Genomic DNA, 18,349 nt, shown 5'->3' with positions numbered 1-18,349 from the left:
GCGTCCCTGTCAGCCGGCGCTCCAGGCGGGCGCCTTGCCGATCTTTTCGAGCAGGAAGTCGATGAAGACCCTGACCTTAGCCGTCAGGACGTTCGATTTCGGATAGACGAGCCAGAGCACCGACTGGTCGTCCACCTCGAAATCGGGCAGCACCCTGACCAATGTTCCCGATTTCAGGTCGGCATGGGTGTTCCAGAGGGAATTCATCGAAATGCCGGCGCCGGCGATCGTCGCCAGTTTCAACGAGCGGCCGTCGTCCATGACCAGACGGCTCGCGGACGCGCGCGGGTCGAAGTATTGCGTCGCCTGACCCGGCCCGATCAAGGGTTTCGGCGTCAGGTCCTGGAAGGCGATGAGCTGGTGGTTCAGCAGGTCGGCGGGTGTATCCGGATGCCCGTAACGGTCCAGATAGTCAGGTGACGCACACAGAATGCGGGTATCGTCTGAGAGTTTCCGGTATTTCAGGCTGCTGTCTTCGAGCGCGGAGTTGCGCAGCGCCAGATCGTAGCTGCCTTCAATCAGGTCAAATCGTGTGTCTGAGAGCTTGAGGTCGAGTTTGATTTCCGGGTATCGCGCAAGGAATTCCGGCAACAACGGAACAATGTAGAGCTGCGCAAACGTGCTTGAGGCGGCAAATCGCAGAAGGCCGCTGACCTGCGGACTGGAAAGTCCGAGGGCAGCTCTTGCGGCATCTTCCTGGGCGATAATCTCGCGGGCAAAGGGCAGAAACTCGGCGCCTTCGACGGACAGGGCCACTTTTCGCGTCGAGCGGTGCATCAAATCCGAGCCGAGACTTTGCTCCAGTTTGGCCAGACGGTTACTCGCGACGGCAGGCGGCATGCCGAGTTCGCGTCCCGCCGCGCTGATGTTCAGTTTTTCTGCTGCCAGAACAAAAAGCCGAAGGCTGTCGGTGTCCATATTATTATATCCAGAATCCGAATTATGTACTCTAAAATTGCCTGTTTATGCTGAATTTCAAGATCTTTATCTGTGGGTCAGGGCTGCGGGACGCGCAGTCCGGGCAAATCGAGGATCAATTGAAATGGCATATTATTCCGTGCTTGCTGTGACACCTACGGCAGAAGACTGGATTCCCGGCTATATCGGTCCGGCAAACAGGCTGGTTGCCCAGCATGGCGGCAAATACCTGGCGCGGACCGTGTCTCACGAGCAGGTCGAGGGGGCGACGGATGAAGCCGCACTGCGCATCGTGATCGAGTGGCCGTCCAGGGATGCTGCGATGAATTTCATGAAGGATGCGGAGTACGCACCGTTTCTGAAGGCCCGAACCGAGGGGTCGAAAAGCTTCCACTTCCTGATCGAAGGGAAAGACGACCTGGCTTGAGGGCAGGTGAAAAAGAAACCGTCCCGCGATGACGCGGGACGGCTGGGTTACAGTCAAGGTTCATCTCGAAGCAAGCGAAAACGTTCCGGACTTCGGGAGCAGCGAGGCCAAGATGCTCAATCGTCCGGATCGGACCGGTTTTGAACAGATCAACCGGTCATACAACACCGTCTTCAAGCCTGACCGGCTGTCTGTCGGACTGGTCGTGCCGCTCGAGAATTACGGCATGGGCGCGGTTCCCGCGATGGCGCGGCATCTGGAGCTTGTGCGACTTGCGGAAGAACTCGGGTTTTCGTCAGTCTGGCTGCGGGACGTGCCTTTCAATGTGCCGTCCTTCGGCGATGCCGGACAGATCTACGACCCGTTCGTCTATCTCGGCTATCTTGCAGCGGGAACGGAGCGGATCGGCCTGGGTGTCGCCAGCATCATTCTGCCGCTGCGCCATCCGGCACATGTCGCAAAGGCCGCTGCGAGCGCCGATGTCCTGTCGGCTGGCCGTCTTCTGCTCGGTGTTGCCTCCGGAGACCGGCCCGAAGAGTATCCTGCGCTGAACATGTCTTTCGAGGACAGGGGCGTGCGATTCCGGGAGAGCTTCGCCTATATCAGGAAGATGGCCGACAGCGGGCCGCAATTCACGAACGCGCACGGGACACCGGAGCCCGGCATGGACATGCTGCCGAAGCCGGCGGCCGGCAAACTGCCGATGCTGATCACCGGCGGCAGTCAGCAAGCCCCGGACTGGATTGCCGCGAACGGCGATGGCTGGATGACCTACCCGCGCAACATGCAGGCGCAGGAGCAGGTTATCCGGGACTACCGGCAGAAGGTGAAGGCGCTTGATGCCTGCGACAAGCCGGTCATGCAGCCGCTCTACGTTGATCTTGCCGCGGAGCCGGATGCAGCACCGCGGCCGATCCATCTGGGCTTCCGGTCGGGCGTCAATCATCTGCGTGCCTATCTGAAGACGCTCGAGGCGATTGGCGTCAATCACGTCGCCCTCAATCTGCGCTTCAACGAGGCAGATATCGAAACAACCCTGAAACGGCTTTCCGATGAAGTCATCACCGACTTCGCGGCTTAAGGACACACAGACATGAGCAAAAAAATACTGGTCACGGGGGCCACGGACGGGATCGGCCTCGAAACAACCAAGGCACTGCGCGAACAGGGGCACACCGTGCTTCTGCACGGGCGCAACCCGCAAAAGCTCCTCGCCGCCAGAGATACGGTCCTGGCGATTGCCGGCAGTGGTGAGGTGGAGACTTTCCAGGCCGATTTTTCAAGGCTCGATGATGTTGCACAGCTCGCTGCCGAGGTTGCCGAGCGGCATGGGAAGCTTGATGTCCTGATCAACAATGCCGGCATCCTGCGCAGCCGAACCGAAGTGACGGAAGACGGTCTCGACATCCGCTTTGCCGTCAACCTGCTGGCGCCCGTACTCCTGACAAACCGCCTTCTGTCGCTGATGGATACCGGCAGCCGGGTGGTCAACCTGTCATCCGCGGCACAGGCGCCTGTCAATCCAGACGCACTTGCCGGCAAGGTGCGCCTGTCTGCCATGGACGCCTATGCACAAAGCAAACTGGGCCTGACGATGTGGTCGCGGCACCTGGCGTCGCGGCTCGGGGCAGGCGGACCCGTCATCGTTGCCGTCAACCCGGGTTCGCTGCTCGCCAGCAAGATGGTCAAGGAAGGTTTCGGAGTGGCCGGTAACGATCTTTCGATCGGTGTCGACATCCTGCTGCGGGCGGCGCTCTCGGAGGAGTTTGCATCCGCCAGCGGGAAGTATTTCGACAATGACAGCGGTCGATTTTCAAACCCGCATCCGGACGCGCTGAATGAACGCAAGGCCGACGACCTCGTGCGCGCGGTCGAGGGGATGATTTCCGTCTGACCGGAGCATGTCCGGTCTGCCGCGATTGTGCCGCGTCCGCCGACCGGAAGCGCCTTTCCCGGAAGCACGAAAGCGGCCCGCCGGGCCGCTTTTCGTTTCGGATCCCGGCGGGAAACCGGTCACGGCGCCAGGCCCCTTTGATGCGAATTGGTGCTCAGCGCCAAAAGAAAAAGCGGGAAGACCTGTAGCAATTTCCAATATTCGACGCGAAATTCGTAAGTTAATTACATCAGTATAAATGACAATAATATAAATTTTCGATGCATTTTCGTTTCTCTTATTGTTAAAAGTCTCAGTAATGATAAATTGAATTCAGATTAAGTGCGCCAAGATGAGAGAGGAACGGGCCGAATGGCGTGGTGGTTTCTGCCGGAGCTGGCAATAGAAAAGAGCGCCAACTTCAACCTCTTCACGGCGAACAACATTGAAGACTGTCTTGCACTCCTTGAGCAAGGAGGTGGCGCCATAAACCTGGCGCAGCTGGGTGACGGGCCACGCAGAACCAGGGTGCAAATGCTCGACCTCGGCAAACTGGTCATCCTGGTCGAAGAGCATAGCCATGTTGTTGAAATCGACGGCAACATTCCCCCAAACTCCTTCCTGTTCTCCTTCGGTCTGGGATCCAGATCGTCATTGATCGTCGATGGAATGGATGTAGGGTCGGAGATCCTCAGGATCTCGCCATCCAACGCGGATTGTTTCGAGGTTTTTCGGCCCGGTGAGGCGGTGGCTCTGATTGGTGTCGACGCGGACGCGCTCCTGAGTCATGAATCGCTCATTCCCGAGGTTGCGGACTGGCTTGGAACCCGCGGACGTCGAAGCGAATTCATAAGATCTGCACCTCTCACCGAGCGCTTGCGACAGGACACGCGCGTACTGATCGAATGTGCCGGCGCGATGCAGGACAAGGGGCATCAGCCGCTGTTGGGCGATCTGGCAATCGCGAGCCTTGCAAACGCCTTGACTTTCGAGTGGCTGTCTCCGCGCCACCCGGATTTTCTGACACGGTCGCGTTCGTTCGAGAGGTTCGTATCAGCGCGCGATGCACTGCTCGTGCATATGCAGCCGGGCCTGGCTCCCGACACCTTTCAATCGCTCACGACGCTGAGTTCGAGGCGAACGCTCGAAAACGTCTTCAAGACCAACGTCAACATGGGCCCGGCGACATACGCCCGGATCATGAGACTGAACAGCGCGAGACAAAAGCTTCTCGATGGAAGCCGCGTCAACGACAGCATCGGCGACATCGCCGCCGAGGAAGGCTTCTGGGAGTGGAGCCGGTTCAGCAAATACTACCACAAGCTGTTCGGCGAGCTGCCGTCCGAGACACGCGGAAGCCGGTTTCCCAAAGACATGAGGCGCGCCTCTTCGAGGAAGTAAAGCTGCGTGGACCGGATCGGCGGCGCCCGGTGCCGCGGGTTTTGCCCTGTGCTGCAACGGCGGAACGCGCCCGAGGCCCATCCATAGGTCCCGGCAAAAGCGAGTGAATGCACATACGCCCGAAGACCCGTGCGCTTGCCGGCCGGATCCGGACCCTCGGCGGACGCCTGCTGCGCTCAAAAATTGACCTTTGTTCCAAGCCCACCCTATCCTGCTGGCAAGTGTTTCAGTTTAGGGTTTTCAAGTTGCGCTTCCTGTTTGTTCTTTTCCTGGTGCTTGCCACGCCGTCATGGGCTGAAAAACGCGTCGCCTTTCTTGTCGGCAATTCGAACTATGAACATGCGCCGGCGCTCGCGAACCCGATCCGCGACACGATCCTGATCGCCGAAACGCTCACCGGACTGGGTTTCGAAGTCACGCAGCGGAGCGATTTGAATCGCGAGCAGATCGGACGGGAACTGTCCGCCTTCCTGCGCCGCACGAGCGATGCCGACGTGACGCTGTTCTACTTCGCCGGGCATGGCATGCAATACGAGGGCAGGAACTACCTGATCGGAACGAATGCCGAGCTGCAGTCCGAATTGGATATCGATGGGGAGGCCCTGCAACTCGACAAGATCGTGCGGCTACTGGAGCGAAACTCCCGGGCTGCGCTCGTGTTCGTGGACGCGTGCCGCAACAATCCCCTGGCAGATCGCTTCTACGCGGAGAACTTTTCCGAGACCCGGGCCGCGGTCAACAGGGGATTGGCGGCGCTGCAGAGCACGTTTCAGGGCAGCATGATCACCTTCTCCGCCAGTCCCGGACAAGTGGCCTATGACGGGAAAGGCGAGAACTCTCCGTTTGCCCTTGCGCTCGCGCGGCATTTCCCGACCGAAAATCTCGAAGTTCTCAGTCTGATGAAACGGGTGATCAGGGACGTGAAGGTTGACACCGACGACCGCCAGATCCCCATGGTCACGAACGATCTGACGGACGAAATCTACCTGAAACTCGGCGAAGGCGGGACAGGCAATGCCTTGCTGCTGCAGCAGGAACAGGCCTTGTTTGATGCCGCATCAGATCTCAACAGCCTGCGCGCCTGGAATATCTTTCTGGAGCGCTACCCGAACGGCTTGATGCGGGAGATGGCACTGGCCGCACAGGAAGCCCTGCAAGCCGAGCAGATTGCGGCCGGGGCAGGGCTTGGGGTCGCGGACCTTGGTCCGCAGGCCGTCGAGCAGGACACGGCTCAGGATATCGAGACAAAGCTGGGCCTGTCTTCAGAGGACAACAGAAAGGTCCAGGCTGCGCTGAACGATCTGGGGTACAATGCCGGTCCCGTGGACGGCGTCATGGGCAGCCGTACGCGGCGCGCCATCGCCAACTACCAGCAGGCGCTCGGGATACCGTCGACCGGCGTTGTTTCGCAAGGCACGGCCGAAGCACTTGGCCTGTCGCTTTCGGGAACGGAAAAGTCCGAACAGCCGGTGGTGTCGTCGCGCGATGCGCGCCGGTACGATCCCGCCCTGATCGCCAAGGTGGAAAGCGACAAGCGGCTCATCAAGGCGCTGGATGTGCTTGCCGGCAAGGAGGTGATCTACGGGTTCTTCGAGGGACGTGTCTACATTGCGATCCTGAATTGGAGCCACATGGCCTGGGACAAGGCTGTGGCTCTTTCCGAACGTGCCGGCGGCCATCTGGTAACGATCACCTCCAGACGGGAAAACGACTTTGTCTACAACCTCATCCGGGGGGATGACCGCTTGTGGATCAAGGGGACTGTCGGCACCAGGCTGTCGGAGGCGATCGGTCCGAACATCGGACTGTACCAGAAACCCGGATCGCGCGAGCCTGCAGGCGGTTGGGTCTGGGTCACGGGTGAGCCGCTCGCATATACGAACTGGAAGGGATCGAACCCGGACAACTATGCCAATCGCGAGCATCACGCCATCTTCTACAACAATGCCCCCTATGGCGGGCCGTCCGCGCGGGTTGAGCCCGCACCTGTGTGGAACGACATAGGTCAACGCGATGGGGTTCGGTCGTTTATCATCGAAATCGAGTAGTCGCGGCGCTTGACCGGCCAACAAGGCCGAGCCGCGCACTGCTTCTTGCCGGCGAACCTGAAAAAGACCATCGAACAGGTTCTTACTCATTGAGGTTCGTATCGGCCGTTTGAGCGGGATCCCGAAGATCACGGCTTGATGCACTTGACTTGCTCATTAAAACTATATAACTAGAAATATAGTTATATTGGATGAGAAAATGGATCTGGAAGAAGTTGCTCAGGGGTTTGCGGCTCTTGGCTCGGAAGCGAGGCTGCAGGTGGTTTTGACGCTGGTGAAGGCCGGCCGGACCGGATTGACCGTCGGGGATATCCAGACCCGGACCGGCATGGCCGCGTCGACGCTCGCGCATCACCTGAAGTTTCTGTCTTCCGCCGGGCTGGTTCTTCAGGAAAAGGATGGCCGGTCGGTCGTCAATCGTGCGGCGTTCGACCATCTGGAAGGGCTCGCCGGTTACATCCTCAAGGAATGCTGCGTGGAGGAAGGCGCACGTTAGCGCCCGCGACAAGGATTAGGCAGATGTCGGACACGATCGATCGTATGGAGCTTGACAAGGACAGCGGGGCAACGCGTTGCTGCGGACCGAAATCCGACGGCAGTGCGCCGCCGAAACCGAGATGGAGCTGGAAGTCGTTTCCGGGCAGGGAGTACATCTTCTCGACCTGGACGATCGTCATCGGCGGACCGCTGCTGGTCCTGCTGCTTGACCAGGCGCAGTTCGTTCCTTTCGTTACCTTCGCCGTCAAGGCTTTCCTCGGCACGCTGCCCTATATCGCCTTCGCCGTTGCCCTGATCGCATGGCTGAAGGCAGCGGGCGCCGAATCCTATGTGGCGCGCGCCTTCGAGGGGCGCGAGACGCAGGCTATCGTGCTGGCCGCTCTCTTCGGCGGGCTGGCGCCGTTCTGCTCGTGCGAGGTCATTCCCTTCATCGCGGGATTGCTGGCCGTCGGCGCACCCCTGTCGGCCATCATGGCATTCTGGCTGTCGTCGCCGCTGATCGACCCGCCGACGCTGCTGATCACGGCCGGTGCACTCGGCTGGTCATTTGCCATCGGCAAGGCGATTTTTGCCGTTGCTCTCGGGCTCTTCGGCGGCTTCCTCGTCTCGATGCTCCTGAAGACGGGGGCATTCTCCAACCCGGTCAAGATCGGTTCTTCCGCAAGCGGCTGCGGTTGCGGTGCATCCCCTCTGACGGGGCGTCCCGTCTGGAAGTTCTGGAGCGAGGCGGAGCGCACGCAGAAATTTGGCACCGAGCTCAAGGCAAACGCCTTCTTCCTGGTGAAATGGCTTGCGCTCGCCTATGTGCTTGAAGCCGCACTGGTCACCTATGTTCCGGCCAACCTCATTGCCGGTGTCGTCGGCGGTGAAGGCATCGGCTCCATTGCGATCTCGGCCCTGGTTGGCATGCCCGCCTATCTCAACAGCTATGTCGCGCCGCCGCTGCTGGCAGGCCTCATGGAACAGGGCATGAGCGCGGGGGCTGCCATGGCCTTCATGATCGCCGGTGCAGTCAGTTCGATCCCCGCCATGGCAGCCGTCTGGTCGCTGGTCAAGCCGCAGGTCTTTGCAACCTATCTCGGGCTGGGCTTTGCCGGAGCGGTGCTGTCCGGCCTGATCTTCCAACTTGCCATCTGAGGACCACAGGATGCAGACGCACGTTTCGGTCACGGTCGCCCCGCATCAAGATGCACATCGCAAGTTTCTGGTTCCGGTCGGTCTGCCGACCCCGCACCAGATGCCGGTTCACTTCGATGTGGCGGGAGGAACATTCTCCCTGACCGGGGAGACAACGACGGGGCAGATCGTTGCGGTCGTCACCCCGGAGCCCGGGCAGAAAGTGGAAATCCGTTACAGCTACGCGGACGGCGGGCCCGGTTACCCGGACAGCATCTTCACGCCGCACCGGAACCGCTACACGCAGGCTGCCGAGGCGCTTGTCTTCGATGCGATCAACATTGCCGAGACACAGCCGGACGGACACGCGGCAATCCAGGCGCTGGTGAGTTCCTGCGCTGAAAAATTCCGTTACGGGCATGCGGACGTGCGCTTCAACGATGGCTGTGACGAGGTACCGTATCTCTCCTGTGGCCTGACCGAAGGGTCCTGTGTCGACATCAACACCTATCTGATCGCCTCCCTGCGGGCAGCGGGCTTCGAAGCAGGTTACCTGACCGGCTATTTCTTTCCGCAGGAAAAGAACGGGTGCTGCGAAGACGCGCATTGCTGGGTGGTCACGCGGCACAATGGCGTCGTGCTGGAATGGGATATTGCCCATCACCTGAAGATGGGGACGCGCGAGGTCTGTTGCGGTCTCAATCCGAAACCCGGCGACCGGGTGGCACTCGCCCATTCCATGGGGCTCAGTTTTCCAACGCTCGGCATAGAATGCGAAAAACTGATCAGCGAACCGGGCTGGATTTCGGACGATGGCCGTCTTCAACCCGCCAAGCTCACGATCAGCCGCGTGATCGGGAAGAGTGCCGCGGCCGCGTGACGGCTCATTTGCGTTTCCGGCTGAACACCATCTTCTGGCTGGCGAGTTTGTCCTGGGGGCCGGTCCAGGCATAAGCGAGAAGGGCCGGTTCCAGCTTCGACACCGTGATCCGGTGCGTGTGTTCGGGCGGATTGAAGATCATCGACCCGGGCGCATAGACGCCCTGATGGTTTTCCGAGACGGCACCTGACAGGCAGATGTAGCTCTCCGAGATACCGCTATGGGCATGGGACGGATAGACACAGCCCGGCGCAAACAGCACGAGACCGAGGATGACCTCGGTTGTCAGAACCGGTCCGTTGGGACCGCAGAGTTCCGCATAGGCGTAACTCTTGCTGAGCCCGCGCGGAACCTTTTCGTAGCCATATTGCCAGGCCAACTGGCCCTGGACGCTCTCGATCGCGCGGATCAGGGGCGCCGTTCTCTCGAGCCGGCCTTCGTCCAGCGCCCGTTTCAGATGCGCCGTGACCGGTTTTTGGGCAGGTTCGCCGAACTCTATCACCGTTTTGGTCTTGCTGACGCGGCTGATGGCCTCGCGAACGGAGCGCTGGTGCGAGCGTATCTTGTCGCTGCCGCCGGACGACAGGAAGCGGTAGGCTTCGTAGAATTCACGCAGCAGATAACCCCAGTCCGGGTAGTTGGACAGATGGTCCACCTGCTCAAGGTTCTCGCCTGATGTTTTGTCTTCTTCCAGCACGCTTCCGCCTCTTTGCCGAATTCCGGATGCTGCGCGGGACATAGCACCGATGCAGCGGAAATCAACAAGCAGATTCCGCGCCAATCGAAGAATGCCAGCAACAAAAGGCCGCAGACTGCCGGAGGTGCTGGCGTCAGCGGCTTTGGGCGCTGGTGAGCGCCCCGGGCCGTTGCTCCGGACAGGCGACTAATTGGGGCGATCAGACGGGCTTGTAGGCAACAACGTCTATTTCGATCTTGGCGTCGACCATCAATTGCGACTTCACCGTTGAGCGTGCAGGCGCGCCGTTCGGAAAATAACTGGCGTAGATCTTGTTGAAGGTCCAGAAATCCCGCGTGTCGTCCAGCCAGACATTGACCTTGGCGACATCCTCGAGCGTGCAGCCTGCCTTTGCCAGAACGGCGACGACATTGTCCATCGTGCGCCGTGTCTGGGCCTCGATCCCGCCGGGCTCGATCTCGCCGTTTTCCTTCATGGCCACCTGGCCCGAGATGAAAACGAAATCGCCCGCCCTGACGGCAGGGGAAAAGGGCAGGTTCTGTCCGCCGGCTCCGGTGCGTTCCACGCCGATGCGTTCAATAGGCATTCAAATCTCCATTGTCGTGTTGTTCGAAAAGACGGTTGAGTTCCGGCGAAAGGACCTCTGCGTCACCAGACCTGTCCGCGTGCCGCTACAGGCATCGATCCGGCGAGATCCGGACCGCGCACGCCCTCGACCCTGTCGAGCATGTTGGCGACGACACAGGCATGATTGGGCACGATCCGCAGTCTTTCGCCAACCTTCAGATTGATCGGGCCGTCGGAGACGATGCGCCCGTGTTCTTCGCTGAGCTGATCGATCGCCAGGTCGTCGCGTCCGAGCACATGACCGTGGCCCACCTGACCGAAGAGGTCCGTCGTCAGCACCTTCGACCCGGCGTCGACGATCGCGTGGTTCGGGGAGGGCACGGAGACGACGGTTGCCAGCACCGTGAGTGCGCAATCCTGCCAGCCACAGGCGCCGTGCGCCACGAGCGAGCGGTCGTTGTAGACATAGGTGCCGATCCGGTGTTCCGTCACCGGCCCGTCACCGTGCGTGCGCCACATATCGGGAGAGCCGCCGGAGGAAACCACCTTCACCTCAAGTCCTTCAGCTTCGATCAGGGCTTTCGCTTCGTTCAGCCAAGCCTCGGCCTCTTCCATCCGTCCAACGGGGGGAAAGGTCATCAGGCCGCCGAACGTCAGCCCCGGCAGGGTGCCGATCAGGCGGGCGAGATCTGCGGCCGCGGCCGGAGAGGCGACGCCGCACCGGTCTGCGCCGGTGTTGCATTCGACAAGCACGGTCAGCGGGCCGGAAGCGTCCGCGAAGGCGCGGCTGAGACCGCCCGCCACGACATCATTGTCTGCAACAACGGACAGCCGGACCATTTCCGACAGGGCGCGCAGGCGTGCCGTCTTGGTGTCCCCGAGGATATTGTAGGTGATCAGGACATCGTCGATGCCGCCCTCGGCCACCATGGCCTCGGCTTCGCTGACCTTCTGGCAGGTGATGCCGACCGCGCCCTGTTCGACTTGGTATTTTGCGAGGCTCGGTAGCTTGTGGGTCTTGATGTGCGGGCGCAGCCTCAGACCGTTGCGGTCGCAATGGGTCTGGTATTTGCGGATATTGGCCTCGGCGATGTCCAGATCCACCAGGACGCAAGGTGTGTCGAGGGTCGGGAAAATCATGCGAGTTCCTCGTGATGGGGATTGTCTGCCATCGGCCATATCTCGCGTTTCAAACGGGTGTAGGCGGTCCGGCACGGATCACTAGGATAAGGCCCATCGACGGCAGCATAAAGAATTTCTCCCGCGAGAGGTGCAAACGCGCCGTGGAAATGGTTGGTCGACTTGACGATCAGGATCCGTTTTGCCTCCGGATCGATGCCGAGATTTGTGAACAGGTCGGGCGAAAACGCCTGGGCCCGGTTGGTATTGAGAACGATATCCAGATCCCCGATCCGGATTGCCGCACTGTTTCCGAGCGGAACGACGGAGGCGCCGAAGCTCTGGACGGCGTTTTCCACCAGCCGGGTCACGCGGACCCGTGCGTCGACCGGCTGTCCGGCATGGGCCGACGTCTTGCCACCGAAACGGAGATCGTACTCGGCGCCTTCACCGGCGGCGAAACAGAGCCGCACCGCCATCGGATCCCAGATCGTGCCCAGCGCGACACCTTTCAGGTCGAGGTCGAGAACATGCTGCAGAAGAATGGTGCTGTCACCGGCGACACCGCCGCCGGGATTGTCCCAGACATCCGCGATGACGACAGGGGCATGAAGGCTTTTGTCCGCGCGCGTCAAGGCCTCGACCGGCGGGAGAAACTCGGGGGTCGCCCGGCCCCGAAACCCGAAGAGTTCCATCCCGAGATCCCGCGCCAGCCGCTTGCCGCGTGCCGGGTCTCCATTGGTTGTCACGATGATCTTCGCGCCAAGATCGGGCGAGTCTCCGGCCATGAAACCGTGAATGACGGAAGCTGAAAGGACCTCGCCCGAGCGTTCGAGCGACTTCAGCCTGTCGATGAAGCTGCGCATCGGCTCAAGGCTGGTGGGCAGGACGTCGATCATACGCACGTCGAAGACACTGGTGACGGGCGAGATTTCGCCGCGTGCCGTTCGCAGTGTCAGTTCCACACAGGTCTCACCGGTTTCGACGAAATCCGTGTGCGGAAATTCCTTGAAGACTGTGATGATGTCGGCATGTGCCGTGCGCTTTTCGCTCAGGTGGCTGTGCGGGTCGAACGTGACTCCGATCCGGCAGCCGGGTCCGGCGATCTCCCGCACGGCTTCGAGGAGATCGCCTTCGCAATCGACACAGCCGTCGGCGATCATCGCCCCATGCAGACCGAAGATCGCGGCGTCGAGCGGCAGCGCCGCCCTCAACTGGTCGAGAACCTCGGCGCGCAGACGCTGCCATGTCGGCCCGCTGACGAGACCGCCGGGCTCGGCCCATGTGGCGGTGCCTTCGATCAGCTCGATCTCACCGCGCGCGGCGCGCTTGCGCAGAGCCGGGAAAACCGCGCTGCACAGCGTCGGCGTTTCCGGGTGCTCGCCGGGCCTTGCGTAGAAACTCTGTTCAAAGTCCGAAAAGTCCGTGCGCAACGGCGAAAAAGTGTTGGTCTCGGTTGCGACGGACGCACAAAAAACGCGCATGAATACCCCGGTCAGAATGAAAAGGCGGCGAGGGGAGCCGCAGCTCCCCCGCCAGGGAGGACCCTAGGGTACGGACCCATAAATGATGCCGAAATGGCATGCGAAATGGCGAAATCCCGTTAGGAAGGGTGTGCGGAGCGGGCTTCCTGCCCGGTCAAGCACGCTGACGACACGGGGTGAAGCCATTTCCATGTCCTTCGGATTTGACCGGCTTGCTTCTCCTCCGCGTCGCGAAAGGCTTGAAAATGAAGTACATTTCCTGCGCTTCCGCTCCTTGACGAGAAGCAAGCCGCCTCAAACCCTTTCAGCCTCATTTATGAGTCCATACCCTTGGTCAGTTCAGGTAGCTGCTGCTGTTGGCGGATTCGACTTCGCTCTTGAAGAGGGTCAGCAGTTCGGTCGCCTTGGCATCGAGGTTCTCCGCGACATGGGTTTCGAAGGCCGGCTGCGTTGCATCCGCCATGGCCTTGCGCTGGTCATCGGTCAGGGCGGTCACCTCGATCTTGTCCATGAGGCCGGCAAGACCCCGGTCGGACGCCTCGATGATCCGCGACAGGCCCCGGCTGGCGGCAACGCAGTTTTCCGCTGCGACACGCAAGGTGTTCTGTTCCGCTTCGCTCAATCCTTCGAAGAATGCGCGGTTGACCATGAAGGTATAGGGCGAGAACAGGTGGTTGGTCAGCGTCATGTATTTCTGGACTTCAGCGAAATTCGCGAAGGAAATGATCGGTACCGGATTCATCTGTCCGTCGATTACGCCGGTCTGCAGCCCGGAATAGACCTCGCCCCAGCTCAGAGGGTAAGCCTCCGCGCCAAGAGCCTGGACGATCGTCTGGTGCGAGGGCAGCGTCATTGTCCGGATGCGGATGCCGTCGAAATCGTCAAGGTCCGCGATGGGGCGCTGGGAATTCGTGACGGCGAAGAAGCCGCCCGTGTCGGGAAAACCGAGAACGACGACATCGCCGAGCGTTTCTTCGATGTCGGCTGCCAGCGCTTCACCGAAGGGGCCGTCGAAGACGGAATAAGTGGACGCATTGTTAGCGAAAGCGAAGGGAAGGTTCAGAACGTCGATGCGCGGATAGTAGCTGGCAAGCGCGCCGGTAGACGTCAAGGTCGCCTGTATGACGCCGTTGCGCACCTGATCGACATGCTCGGCCGCCGAGCCCAACTGGTTGGAACCGAAGACCTCGACGGTGACGCTGCCATTGGTATCGGCGGTGACGATGTTGGAGAAGACCGCCGTGCAGGCGTGCGCCGGGTTTTCGAACGGGTCGGTCTTGTTGTCATGTCCGAAGCGGATGACGCCGCCTTCGGCCAGTGCGGTGGTTGCCGTCAGTGCGAGCACGGCGCCTGCAACGACGCCCTTCTTCAAAGTCTTCATGATTACCTCCTCAGTTGAAGACGTGGCCTATTGGGCAAATCCGAAGGCGCGCGGCAGAAACAGTGCCGCGTCCTCCCAGAATGCGAACAGGAACAGGATGGTGATTTCGGCGATCAGGAACGGAGTCAGCTTGACCGCGATCCGTTCCAGCTTTTCTCCCGTCACGGAGGACAGGACAAACAGGCAGGCCCCGACCGGCGGTGTCATCAGCGAGATGTTCAGCGCCAGGACGAAAATGGTGCCCGCATGGATCGGTTCCAGGCCGATCTGCTCCGTCAGCGGGACGAGAACAGGGGCCAGAATGATGAGGATGGCGGTGATGTCCATCACCATGCCGACGACCAGCAGGATCGCGATGATGATGGCGATGACCGCGTAGGGGTTTTCGGAGATGCCCAGAACCGTTCCGGCAAGCATCTGCGGGATGCGTTCGAAGCTCATCCACCAGCCGAGAATGCCGGCAAAGGCGATGATCACGAAAATGACGCCGGTGATGCGTGCCGTGCGCACCAGCATGGAATAGAAGTCCCGTGCGTTGAGCGTCCGGTAGACGAAGATGCCGATGAACATGGCATAGGCAACCGCGATCGATGCGGCCTCCGTCGGCGTGACAACGCCTCCGAGAATGCCGCCCAGAATGATGATCGGCATCAAGAGGGCGGTGAGAGACGACACGAATGTGTCCCAGACCTCGCGCAGGGAAGCGCCCCGCGCGGCCTTGGGCAGGTTCTCGCGTTTCCCGCCGATGACGATCACACCCATGCAGACAAGGCAGATGACGAGGCCCGGCAGGATGCCGGCAGCGAACAGGCCGCCGATCGAAACGCCCATGAGCGATCCGTAGACCACCATGAGACCTGACGGGGGAATCGTGGGGCCGATGATCGAGCCTGCTGCGGTGACGGCACAGGCGTAGTCGCGCGCGTAACCCTCTTTCTCCATGGCGGGGACGAGCGTGCGGCCGAAGGCGGCGGCATCGGCGGTCGCCGAACCGGTCAGGCCCGCAAAGAAGACGGAGGCGAGCATGTTGGTGTGGGCGAGGCCGCCGCGAAAGCGTCCGACCAGAACCTGCGCCAGTTTCACGAGGCGGTCGGTAATGCCGATGCCGTTCATGATCTCGCCGGCCAGAATGAAGAACGGCATGGCCAGAAACGGGAAGATGTTCAGCCCGTTGAAAATCTTGCTCGGCCCTATGGCCAGGAAGTTGGGTCCGCCGCCCATGTCGATCAGTCCGACGACACCCGCGAGACCGATGGCAAAACCGATCGGCATGCCGAACAGGATCAGGAGAACGAAAGTCACGGCGACAATCATGCGCTTGCCTCCACGGATGCGTCGAGCTGAAGACCCTGGTCGCGCAACAGGACCAGGACAAGTTGGACGATTGCCAGGAAGGCGGACGCAGGCACGGCCCAGAAGAAAGGTTCGAGGGTTGCGCCGAAGATCATCGCCTGCCGGGATGCGCCGCTCTGGGCAAAGCCGACGCCGAACCAGAGCACATAGGCAAAGAGCGCGATTGCGAGCAGGTCGATCACGATGAGCACAGCGCGCCGAACCGGAAAGGGCAGCTTCATCAGGAACGATGTCAGGCCGATATGTTCGCGGCGGGCGATGCCGGACGAAACGGCAAGGAGCGCGGCCCAGATCATCAGGTACCGGGCGAGTGTTTCCGGCCAGGGCAACTGCCAGTGAAACCAGTAGCGGTCGATGACACCGATCCAGACGTCGAGGACGAGCGCCAGCATCAGCAGGGCGACGACCGCTTCGATCAGCCGGTTCAGCGTGCCACCGATTCTTTCTGCAAGGATTTTCAACTTTGCCCCTCCCGCATGAAACTCCGTTAGATAATTTCGTCGGAATGAGCCATGAGTCAAGCAAAATTTGTCACTTAATTACAAATATAGCCCTATCACACACCCGGCGCGCGTGATTATTGACCGAAATTTGTAACCGAGTTACAGAATGGGGGCGAGGTATCATGCAGGCACGATTGAAGATAGACGAGGGATTGGGACATGCGGCTGTCGACGTGATTTCCAATCTGAGGAAATCCGACGGCCAACTCTCGGCCAGGGAACAGAAGGTCGCAGACTTCGTGTCGGCGAACCTGGAGCGCATCAGCGCGATGACCATTGCCGAGGTGGCAAAGGCGTGTGACGTCAGCACGCCAACAGTGGTGCGGTTCTGCCGGACGATGGGCTGTGACGGGTTCCGGGAATTCAAGATCAGGCTGGCGCAGAACTTGGCGGTCAGCCTGCAGTATCTCGACGTTGGCGAGCGGCCGGAACCGGAGACGAGTTCCGGGGTTCTCGACCAGGTGATCGGCGCCCTTTCCGCCTCCTTGAACGTCATGCGCAAGCAACTCGACGGGGAGGTGTTCGAAACCACAAAAGACCATATCGCCAGTGCCGGCACGGTGCTTGTCGGCGGTGTCGGCGGCGGTTCCTCCATGCTGGCGCAGGAGGCCTCCAACAGGCTGTTCCGGCTCGGCGTGTCCGCGGTCGCCGTCTCCGACAGCTATCTCCTGCAGATGCGGGCCGCGACCCTTTCCAAATCGGATGTCATCCTGCTGATTTCCTCCAGCGGCGAGGCGGATGAAATCGTCAGTGCCGCTGAAATTGCCGCCGGCTACGGCGCCGCCACGCTGGCTATCACGAAATCTGGCAGCACGCTTGCGCGCTCCGTCGACTGCGCCTTGCAGATCGATCTTCCCGAAGATCCGGACATCTACAAACCGACGGCGTCCCGCTACGCTTACCTGGTCATTATCGACGCCCTTGCCATGGCGGTTGCCCAGATGAGATCCGACCACACGACGGAGAACCTGCGGCGCATCCGGGCTTCGTTGACGGCCTATCACGGACGCACGGGGCCTCAGCCGCTCGGGGATTAGCGGGCGACCCTCAGGGCGCTGCGCGTGCCCGCAACGGCGTCTGTTCACTCCAGGGCGGTCAGACCGGCCTTCAAGGTCTCACCCATTCCTCTGGCCTCCATGTGCTGCCGCAGGCGCTGGTTATAGCCTCCAGGGGCGTTCAAGGCCTCGATCAGCGGTCCGCACTCGCTGTCCGCCAGGCTCGACGCAACGAGTTCTCTCAGAAACGCCTCACCCTGTTTCTTGTCGGCAACCCGTTCTCCCAGCCAGTCTGCCGCGTCACTGACCATCCGAGCCACCGGTGACAATACCGCCTGGGCGCACAGATAGGCGGCCATCTCGCCGGCGCTTGCCAGCGCAAAGATCTGGTTCCGATTTCCAAAAATTTCAGTCACCAGTTCGGCATCACCCTGCATCATCACCGGCGTTCCACCGTTCGCGATGGCGGGAAACGGCATCATGAGCGCGACTGCGCTTGCCGGGCGCACCAGCGCGTCGGCCTGCTGAAGTGTGGCGCCGGCCATGAAGGTGATCACTCTTTGACCTTCGTGAAACGTCAATGGTTCCAGAACCTCGGGTGCGACGTCCGCCATCAGGCCGAGAAAAATCACGTCACTTGCATCAACCACTCCCTGATTGCTGGCGATGGTGACGTTGTCATAGGCATTGGCCAGCAAACGGGCGCGGCTTGCGCTGCGTTCCGATACGGTGATCTGGTGTCCGTCCCCGGCGATGCCATGCACGACTGCAGTTGCAATCGTTCCGCACCCAAGCACTCCAATCCGCATGTCGGCTCTCCCTCTGTTTGGCGGCGTTCCGGAACGTGTCATTCCCCCGTCCGATCAGGTCATTCTCCAGCATATTGGAGTTGATCGCCAGACAACATTATCCATGCCAAGTCCACACTGATCCGAGCCTCACCGCCAGCGTAATCTGCCGGAACATCTTGTTTGAACCAAAGGCTTTTGCCGACCGGCTTCTTCGAGGTCCTTTCGCCAGGAACACCTTGCCGCGACACACCCCGCTGCCGTACTCCACAGCGTTTTCTGCAATCGGGCGGTCGCGGCC

Annotated in this window: 18 protein-coding genes; 9 read left to right on the top strand and 9 right to left on the bottom strand. The window is 60.8% G+C overall.

Features of this window, described 5'->3' with window-relative positions; genetic code table 11:
• Positions 1-9: 9 nt before the first annotated feature.
• Positions 10-918, bottom strand: coding sequence for a LysR family transcriptional regulator (locus ACO07N_RS28760; RefSeq protein WP_421984285.1), 909 nt, complete (start codon positions 916-918; stop codon positions 10-12).
• 124 nt (positions 919-1,042) lie between these two features.
• Here ACO07N_RS28760 and ACO07N_RS28755 point away from each other — a divergent pair, with 124 nt between their 5' ends.
• From ACO07N_RS28755 to ACO07N_RS28720, 8 genes are all read left to right on the top strand, one after another.
• On the top strand, positions 1,043-1,345 hold the full coding sequence (locus ACO07N_RS28755) for a DUF1330 domain-containing protein (RefSeq protein ID WP_421984284.1): 303 nt from the start codon (positions 1,043-1,045) through the stop codon (positions 1,343-1,345).
• Between the two features lie 28 nt (positions 1,346-1,373).
• A complete protein-coding gene (locus ACO07N_RS28750; protein WP_421984283.1) occupies positions 1,374-2,426 on the top strand; it encodes an LLM class oxidoreductase in 1,053 nt (350 codons plus the stop codon).
• Positions 2,427-2,438: 12 nt separating this feature from the next.
• A complete protein-coding gene (locus ACO07N_RS28745; protein ID WP_421984282.1) occupies positions 2,439-3,239 on the top strand; it encodes an SDR family NAD(P)-dependent oxidoreductase in 801 nt (266 codons plus the stop codon).
• A gap of 351 nt (positions 3,240-3,590) precedes the next feature.
• Positions 3,591-4,619 carry a helix-turn-helix domain-containing protein gene (locus tag ACO07N_RS28740; RefSeq protein ID WP_421984281.1) on the top strand — a complete coding sequence of 343 codons (1,029 nt, stop codon included), beginning with the start codon at positions 3,591-3,593 and terminating at the stop codon, positions 4,617-4,619.
• Positions 4,620-4,864: 245 nt separating this feature from the next.
• Positions 4,865-6,667, top strand: coding sequence for a caspase family protein (locus tag ACO07N_RS28735; protein WP_421984280.1), 1,803 nt, complete (start codon positions 4,865-4,867; stop codon positions 6,665-6,667).
• Between the two features lie 199 nt (positions 6,668-6,866).
• Complete coding sequence (locus ACO07N_RS28730) at positions 6,867-7,163, top strand: ArsR/SmtB family transcription factor (RefSeq protein ID WP_421984279.1); 297 nt, start codon at positions 6,867-6,869, stop codon at positions 7,161-7,163.
• A gap of 23 nt (positions 7,164-7,186) precedes the next feature.
• Entirely contained in the window at positions 7,187-8,302 is a 1,116-nt protein-coding gene (locus ACO07N_RS28725) for a permease (protein WP_421984278.1), read from the top strand.
• Positions 8,303-8,312: 10 nt separating this feature from the next.
• On the top strand, positions 8,313-9,161 hold the full coding sequence (locus ACO07N_RS28720; RefSeq protein WP_421984277.1) for a transglutaminase domain-containing protein: 849 nt from the start codon (positions 8,313-8,315) through the stop codon (positions 9,159-9,161).
• A 4-nt stretch (positions 9,162-9,165) separates the two neighbouring features.
• Here ACO07N_RS28720 and ACO07N_RS28715 read toward each other — a convergent pair whose 3' ends face one another.
• The 7 genes from ACO07N_RS28715 to ACO07N_RS28685 form a co-directional block, all read right to left on the bottom strand.
• Positions 9,166-9,858: a dimethylsulfonioproprionate lyase family protein gene (locus ACO07N_RS28715; RefSeq protein ID WP_421984276.1), complete on the bottom strand. Its 693-nt coding sequence runs from the start codon at positions 9,856-9,858 to the stop codon at positions 9,166-9,168.
• A 199-nt stretch (positions 9,859-10,057) separates the two neighbouring features.
• The gene (locus ACO07N_RS28710) at positions 10,058-10,444 is read right to left on the bottom strand and encodes a RidA family protein (protein WP_421984275.1); all 387 of its coding nucleotides are present in this window, start codon (positions 10,442-10,444) and stop codon (positions 10,058-10,060) included.
• A gap of 62 nt (positions 10,445-10,506) precedes the next feature.
• Positions 10,507-11,565 (bottom strand): D-TA family PLP-dependent enzyme, encoded by a 1,059-nt coding sequence (locus ACO07N_RS28705; protein WP_421984274.1) that lies wholly within the window; start codon positions 11,563-11,565, stop codon positions 10,507-10,509.
• Complete coding sequence (locus ACO07N_RS28700; protein ID WP_421984273.1) at positions 11,562-13,028, bottom strand: M81 family metallopeptidase; 1,467 nt, start codon at positions 13,026-13,028, stop codon at positions 11,562-11,564. The genes ACO07N_RS28705 and ACO07N_RS28700 overlap by 4 nt, the downstream gene beginning before the upstream one ends.
• 334 nt (positions 13,029-13,362) lie before the next feature.
• Positions 13,363-14,409: a DctP family TRAP transporter solute-binding subunit gene (locus tag ACO07N_RS28695; RefSeq protein WP_421984272.1), complete on the bottom strand. Its 1,047-nt coding sequence runs from the start codon at positions 14,407-14,409 to the stop codon at positions 13,363-13,365.
• A 27-nt stretch (positions 14,410-14,436) separates the two neighbouring features.
• Positions 14,437-15,723 (bottom strand): TRAP transporter large permease, encoded by a 1,287-nt coding sequence (locus ACO07N_RS28690; RefSeq protein ID WP_421984271.1) that lies wholly within the window; start codon positions 15,721-15,723, stop codon positions 14,437-14,439.
• Entirely contained in the window at positions 15,720-16,223 is a 504-nt protein-coding gene (locus ACO07N_RS28685; protein WP_421984270.1) for a TRAP transporter small permease, read from the bottom strand. The genes ACO07N_RS28690 and ACO07N_RS28685 overlap by 4 nt, the downstream gene beginning before the upstream one ends.
• Positions 16,224-16,387: 164 nt before the next feature.
• Here ACO07N_RS28685 and ACO07N_RS28680 point away from each other — a divergent pair, with 164 nt between their 5' ends.
• A complete protein-coding gene (locus ACO07N_RS28680) occupies positions 16,388-17,302 on the top strand; it encodes a MurR/RpiR family transcriptional regulator (RefSeq protein WP_421984269.1) in 915 nt (304 codons plus the stop codon).
• A gap of 44 nt (positions 17,303-17,346) precedes the next feature.
• Here ACO07N_RS28680 and ACO07N_RS28675 read toward each other — a convergent pair whose 3' ends face one another.
• The gene (locus tag ACO07N_RS28675) at positions 17,347-18,069 is read right to left on the bottom strand and encodes an NAD(P)-binding domain-containing protein (RefSeq protein WP_421984268.1); all 723 of its coding nucleotides are present in this window, start codon (positions 18,067-18,069) and stop codon (positions 17,347-17,349) included.
• Positions 18,070-18,349 lie beyond the last annotated feature (280 nt).

Source organism: Roseibium sp., from assembly GCF_965229775.1.
GTDB lineage: Bacteria > Pseudomonadota > Alphaproteobacteria > Rhizobiales > Stappiaceae > Roseibium.
Note: the sequence above shows the minus strand (reverse complement) of the source record. Positions and strands in the feature narration are given on the sequence as shown.